A 6,717-nucleotide genomic window follows, 5' to 3' on the forward strand; every position below is an offset into this window, starting at 1 on the left:
CATGGCCGAAACGCTCTTTGATGTGCCGCACGTGCCCGATGATGCCGGCGCGGTCGTTCTGACCGGCGTCGCCGACGGCATGGAAGGCTTCGTGCTGGCCCATCTGGCGCGCGACATGGCGCGACCGGTGATCCATGTGGCGCGCGACGCTCCGCGCGCCGCCGATATCGCCCAGGTGATCGGCTTTGCCGCGCCCGAACTCGACCTGGTCAGCCTGCCGGCCTGGGACTGCCTGCCCTATGACCGCGTCTCCCCCGGCGCCGAGGTCGTCGCCCAGCGCCTGGACGCGCTCGCGCGCATCGCCGAGCTTGCCCAGACCGGCGCGCCCGCCGTCATCCTGACCACGGCCAATGCGCTGGTGCAGCGCATCGTGCCACCGGGCTCGGTCGCCGCCCAGTCGCTCAGCCTCAGGCCGGGCCAGGTGGTGGCGATGGACGCATTGACCGGCCGGCTTGCCGGCCAGGGCTTCTCACGCGTGCCGACCGTGCGCGAGGTGGGCGAGTTCGCGGTGCGCGGCGGCATCGTCGATCTGTTCGCGCCCGGCGCGGCCGAACCGGTGCGGCTCGACTTCTTCGGCGACACGCTGGAGACGATTCGCGGCTTCGATCCGGCCAGCCAGCGCACCACCACCCAGCGCAAGGGCTTCGTGATGCGACCGATGAGCGAGGTGCCGCTCGACCCGGCCTCGGTCGCCCGGTTTCGCACGCGCTACATCGAGCGCTTCGGCGCGCCGGCGCGCGATGACGCGCTCTATGCGGCGATCGTCGCCGGCCATCGCTTCGCCGGCATGGAGCACTGGCTGCCGCTTTTCGCCGAAGAACTCGTCACGCTGTTCGACGCGCTGCCCGGCGCGCCGGTCGTGCTCGAGAACCTGACGCGCAACGCCACCGCCGAACGTTTCGAGCAGATCGACGAATACTACCGGGCGCGGCTCGACCAGCTGGAGGGCAAGGCGGCGGGCGAAGCAGCCCCCTACAAGCCGGTGCCGCCCGAGGCGCTCTATCTGGCGCCGGGCGAGCTCGACGCGGCGCTCGCAGCGCGCACCCATGTGCAGCTTTCGCCCTTCGACCAGCCCGAGGGCGCCGGCGCGGTGATCGCGCTTGGCGGTCGCGCCGGGCGCAACTTCGCCGCCGAACGGGCGCAAAAGGACGTCAACGTCTTCGAGATCGCCGCGCGCCATATCGCCGACAGCCGCGCCGAGGGGGCGCGCGCGGTCCTTGCGGGCTGGTCGGAAGGCTCGCTGACCCGGCTCACGCAGATTCTCGAAGAACACGGCCTTGAGGGCTTTTCGGGCATTGCGCCCGATGCGGACGCGCTCGCCGGCTTGCCGCGCTCGGTCATCGGCACGGCGATCCTGAACATTGAGCACGGCTTTGCCTGGGGCGACACGCTCGTCATCGGCGAGCAGGACATCCTCGGCGACCGGCTGGTGCGGCGGCGACGCCCGAAGCGGTCGGCCGATGTGCTTTCGGATGCGGCCTCGCTCAATGTCGACGACCTGGTCGTCCATGTCGATCACGGCATCGGCCGGTTCGCGGGGCTGAAGACCATCGAGGCGGCGGGCGCACCGCATGACTGCCTGGAAATCCGCTATCACGGCGATGACCGGCTGTTCCTGCCGGTCGAGAACATCGAGCTTTTGTCCCGTTACGGGTCGGACGCGGCCGAGGCGCAGCTCGACCGGCTCGGCGGCGGCGCCTGGCAGGCGCGCAAGGCCAGGCTGAAGAAGCGCCTGCTGGAGATGGCGGGCGATCTGATCCGCATCGCCGCCGAACGGCAGATGCGCACCGCGCCCGAACTGCGCGCGCCCGAGGGCCTTTACGACGAGTTCGCCGCGCGCTTTGCCTATGAGGAGACCGACGACCAGCTCGGCGCGATCGAGGCGGTCGAGGAGGATCTGGGCAAGGGCCGGCCGATGGACCGGCTGATCTGCGGCGATGTCGGCTTCGGCAAGACCGAAATCGCCCTGCGCGCGGCGTTCCTTGCGGCGATGAACGGTGTGCAGGTGGCCGTTGTCGTGCCGACGACGCTGCTTGCGCGCCAGCACTACAAGTCTTTCACCGAGCGCTTTGCCGGCCTGCCGATCAACATCGCCCATGCCTCGCGGCTCGCCGGACCCAAGGCGCTGGCGGCGGCCAAGAAGGGCGTGGCGGACGGCCATGTCGACATCGTGGTCGGCACGCACGCGCTGCTGGGCCAAGGCGTCAAGTTCGCCGATCTGGGCCTTCTGATCGTCGACGAGGAGCAGCATTTCGGCGTCAAGCACAAGGAGCGCCTCAAGGAGCTGAAATCCGACGTGCATGTGCTGACGCTTTCGGCGACGCCGATCCCGCGCACGCTGCAACTGGCGCTGACCGGCGTGCGCGAGTTGTCGCTGATCACCACGCCGCCCGTTGACCGGCTGGCTGTGCGCACCTTCGTTTCGCCCTTCGACCCGCTGGTCATCCGCGAGACGCTGCTGCGCGAGCGGTACAGGGGCGGGCAGAGCTTTTATGTCGTGCCGCGCATTTCCGACCTGGCCGATGTCAAGGCCTATCTCGACGACAACGTGCCGGAGCTGAAGGTCGCCGTGGCCCACGGGCAGATGGCGCCCGGCGAACTCGAAGACATCATGAACGCGTTCTATGAGGGCTCCTACGATGTGCTGCTGTCGACGACGATCGTCGAGAGCGGGCTCGATATCCCGACCGCCAACACGCTGATCGTGCACCGCGCCGACATGTTCGGCCTTGCCCAGCTCTACCAGCTGCGCGGCCGGGTGGGCCGGTCCAAGCTGCGCGCTTATGCGCTGTTCACCCTGCCGGCCAACAAGCCGCTGACCGCGACCGCCGAGCGGCGGCTCAAGGTGCTGCAGTCGCTCGACACGCTCGGTGCGGGCTTCCAGCTCGCCAGCCACGATCTGGACATTCGCGGCGCCGGCAACCTTCTGGGCGAGGAGCAGTCCGGCCACATCAAGGAAGTGGGGTTCGAGCTCTACCAGCAGATGCTCGAGGAGGCGGTCGCCGAACTCAAGGGCGAGGACGATGCCGACCATGGCGAATGGTCGCCGCAGATCACCGTCGGCACGCCGGTGATGATCCCGGAGAGCTATGTCGCCGATCTGTCGCTGCGCCTATCGCTGTATCGCCGGCTCGGCGGGCTGGAGGACGTCGCCGAGATCGACGCCTTCGGCGCCGAAATGATCGACCGTTTCGGGCCGTTGCCCAAGGAGGTCGAGCACCTTCTGAAGATCGTCTACATCAAGGCGCTGTGCCGCAGGGCCAATGTCGAAAAGCTCGACGCCGGGCCGAAGGGCGCTGTGGTGCAGTTCCGCAACAAGGAGTTCGCCGACCCGGCGGGGCTGGTGCGCTGGATCGGCGAGCAGGGCGATCTGGCCAGGATCCGGCCCGACCAGTCGGTGGTTTTCTCGCGCAACTGGCCGACGCCCGACAAGCGGCTGGCCGGCGGGGCCGTGTTGATGACGCGGCTGGCCGATCTCGCCGACGCGCAGAAGAAGGCGGCCTGAGGCGGGCAGGGGGCGGCTATTCGCCGCCCTGCTTGGCGCGTTCCTGCTCTTCCTGAAGGCGCTGCTGGAACTCGGCGCGGCGGCGCTCGATCTCGGCCTGCAATTGCTGCTGGCGCTGCTGCACCTCGGACTGCTGGATCGGGTCGCCGTCGAAGGCCGCCGTGAACCCCTGCAGCGAAACCTCGATCGGATTGGGCTGGTTCTGGAAATTGACCGTCGTGAAGGTGACCTCGCCGCCGGCCTTGAAGGCGTTGACCAGATCCTCGGTCAACGGCGCCTCGGCGATGCAGCGGTCGGGAAGGCAGATCGAATAGCCGATGCGCTGGGTCTCGCCTTCGTCGACCTGCATGGCGATGCCGGCCGGAATGACGCGGCCGGTCGGCACGGCGATCTGGAACAGGGCGCGGTTCTGCTTGCCGGTGATCTGGATCAGGTTGACCGCCGTCAGAAGCTGGCCCGTCGAGGCGGTGCGGATGTTCTGCACGTTGCAGATGTCGTTGTCGGCCTGCTTGGTGCAGACCTTGAACCAGGAATTCTGCGGCGCCTGCTCCTGTTGCGCCGTCGCAAGCGTCGTCGAGCCCATCAGCGCCATCGCGCCGAGCCCCGCCGCAACAATTGCGGATTTCACTCCCATCGCTGTGTCCGTCCTTTGTCTGTCGAAAACCCGTGTATGGATTGCCCAGCCGTGGTGCCCAATTGAGGCCGCAGCGTGACAGCGTTCCCCGACGGCCTGATACACAGCCGGCGGCCCGGTTGAAACCCCCGCACGCAGGACATGGTTGATTTCATGGTTGGCGTCGGACCGATTTGCCGCCATGCTGGGCCATGCTGAATCGCACATCTGGGAGGTTCGCCTTGCCCCGCCGCTTCCATTGCACACTTGCCGCTGGCGCCCTCGCGCTCGCGGCATCCCCCGCCCCGCTTCACGCCGAGCTGAGCCATGGCATCGCCATGCATGGCGAACCGGCGCTGCCGGCCGACTACACCCATTTTCCCTATGCCAATCCCGACGCGCCGCAGGACGGGTCGGTGACCTATGGCGTGGTCGGCACGTTCGACAGCCTCAACCCGTTCGTGCTGAAGTCGATGCGCACCACCGCGCGCGGCATCTGGGATCCCGAATTCGGCAATCTGGTCTATGAATCGCTGATGCACCGCTCGCGCGACGAGCCGTTCACCATGTATGGCCTGCTCGCCGAGAAGGTGGAGACCGACGACGAACGCACATGGATCGAGTTCACGCTCGATGAAGATGCGCAGTGGTCCGACGGCGTGCCCGTGACGCCCGAGGACGTCATCTTCACTTATGATATTTTCACCGAAAAGGGGCGGCCGCCCTATTCGAGCCGCATGAACCGGATCGAGAAGATCGAAAAGACCGGCGACCGCAAGGTCAGGTTCACCTTCAACGAGAACTCCAATCGCGAATTTCCGCTGATCATCGCATTGACGCCGGTCCTGCCCAAGCATGCGATCGATGTCGACACCTTCGAGGATTCCACGCTCGAACCGCCGGTTGGCAGCGGCCCCTATCTGGTCGAGGAGGTGGTGCCGGGCACGCGCATCGTCTATCGCCGCAACCCAGACTACTGGGGCCGCGACGTTCCGGCCAAGCAGGGCTTTGACAATTACGAGACGATCACGGTCGAGTACTTCCTCGATTCGACGGCACGATTCGAGGCCTTCAAGAAGGGTGTGTTCGACATCTATCCCGAGGGCGATCCGGTCGCCTGGGACACTGCCTACAATTTCCCGGCGGTCGAGAACGGCGAAGTGATCAAGTCGACCTTCGTCTCCGACCGGCCGGACCGGTTCTTCGGCTTCTTCTTCAACACGCGGCGCGACGTCTTTGCCGACCGCCGCGTGCGCAAGGGGCTGTCCATGCTGTTCGACTTCGAATGGGTCAACGAGAACCTGTTCTCGAACCGGTTCTCGCGCACCGGCTCGTACTGGCAGAACTCGCAGGAGCTGTCGGCGCTCGGCCGGGCGGCAACCGAGCGGGAACGGGAACTTCTGGCGCCGTTCCCCGACGCGGTGTCCGAAGCGGTAATGGAGGGCACCTACGCGCCGACGGTCACCGACGGGTCGGGCCGCGACCGAACGGTCATGCGCGAGGCGGTCGCGCTGCTCGAAGAGGCGGGCTGGTCGATCGAGGACGGGCAGATGACGAAGGACGGCGAACAGCTCGCCTTCGAAATCCTGCTGGGCACGGTGGCCGGCGCCACCAAGAACGAGATCGAGCGCATGGCGCTCGCCTATGAGCGCACGGCCGAGGCGATCGGCATCGACATTTCGATCCGCGGCGTCGACGATGCGCAGTTCCAGAAACGCCGGCAGACCTGGGACTATGACATGGTTGCCGGCAGCCTGTCGGCCTCGCTGTCGCCGGGCGCCGAGCAGATCTGGCGCTGGGGTTCGCAGTCGGCGGAGCCCGAAGGCACCTTCAATTTCGCCGGCGTCGCCGATCCGGCGGTCGACGCGATGATCGAGGAGATGGTCGACGCGCGTGATCGCGAGGACTTCGCCGCCGCCGTGCGGGCGCTCGACCGCATCCTCATTTCGGGCCACTACGCGGTGCCGCTCTATCACCTGCGCGAGAGCTGGGTTGCCCATTGGAGCCACATCCAGTACCCCGACGGGGAGACGCCGCTTTACGGCTACCAGTTGCCGGTGTGGTGGTCGACGCAATAGGGCGGGCGGGCCGGCAGAGAAGCGCCATGGCCGACAACCGGACGCAGACCGTCACCATCGACGTGATCTCGGACGTGATGTGCCCGTGGTGCTTCATCGGCAAGAGACGGCTCGAGCGCGCTGCGGCGATGGTCGAGGGCGCGTTCTCGCTGGCCGTGGCCTGGCATCCGTTTCAGCTCGACGCCTCGCTGCCCCCCGAGGGGCTCGATCGGCGGGCTTATCTGGAGGCGAAGTTTGGCGGTGCCGAACAGGCGCGGAAGGCCTATGACCAGATCGCCGAAGTGGGCAGGGGCGAGGGGATTGCGTTCGATCTGGATGCGATCATGGTCTCGCCGAACACGCTCGACGCGCATCGGGTAATCCGCTGGGCGGGGCAGGACGGGCCGGCCACGCAGGATGCGGTGGTCGAGGCGCTGTTCGTGCGCTTCTTCACGCGCGCCGAGCATATCGGGCGCCACGCGGTGCTCGCCGATGCGGCCGAGGCGGCGGGCATGGATGGCGCGGCGGTCCGGGCGATGCTC

Annotated in this window: 4 protein-coding genes; 3 read left to right on the forward strand and 1 reads right to left on the reverse strand. The window is 67.3% G+C overall.

Translation table 11 applies throughout. From position 1 onward, the window contains the following. Position 1 precedes the first annotated feature (1 nt). Complete coding sequence (gene mfd / locus RBB34_RS11600; RefSeq protein WP_306119386.1) at positions 2 to 3,505, forward strand: transcription-repair coupling factor; 3,504 nt, start codon at positions 2 to 4, stop codon at positions 3,503 to 3,505. Positions 3,506 to 3,521: 16 nt separating this feature from the next. Here mfd and RBB34_RS11605 read toward each other — a convergent pair whose 3' ends face one another. Beyond that, positions 3,522 to 4,139 carry an invasion associated locus B family protein gene (locus RBB34_RS11605; RefSeq protein WP_306119387.1) on the reverse strand — a complete coding sequence of 206 codons (618 nt, stop codon included), beginning with the start codon at positions 4,137 to 4,139 and terminating at the stop codon, positions 3,522 to 3,524. 317 nt (positions 4,140 to 4,456) lie between these two features. On the opposite strand from RBB34_RS11605, the gene RBB34_RS11610 reads away from it, so the two are divergent. Further along, on the forward strand, positions 4,457 to 6,196 hold the full coding sequence (locus tag RBB34_RS11610) for an extracellular solute-binding protein (protein WP_306119392.1): 1,740 nt from the start codon (positions 4,457 to 4,459) through the stop codon (positions 6,194 to 6,196). A 26-nt stretch (positions 6,197 to 6,222) separates the two neighbouring features. Continuing rightward, positions 6,223 to 6,717: DsbA family oxidoreductase (locus RBB34_RS11615; protein ID WP_306119388.1), on the forward strand; the 495-nt coding region annotated here is incomplete at its 3' end.

It is taken from the genome of Roseitalea sp. MMSF_3546 (assembly GCF_030732865.1).
Taxonomy (GTDB): Bacteria; Pseudomonadota; Alphaproteobacteria; order Rhizobiales; family Rhizobiaceae; genus Roseitalea.

Bases quoted from the DNA above. Each gene is read 5' to 3' on its own strand.
- RBB34_RS11605 (WP_306119387.1), bottom strand. From the start codon at position 4,139: ATGGGAGTGAAATCCGCAATTGTTGCGGCGGGGCTCGGCGCGATGGCG.
- RBB34_RS11610 (WP_306119392.1), top strand. From the start codon at position 4,457: ATGCATGGCGAACCGGCGCTGCCGGCCGACTACACCCATTTTCCCTAT.
- mfd (WP_306119386.1), top strand. From the start codon at position 2: ATGGCCGAAACGCTCTTTGATGTGCCGCACGTGCCCGATGATGCCGGC.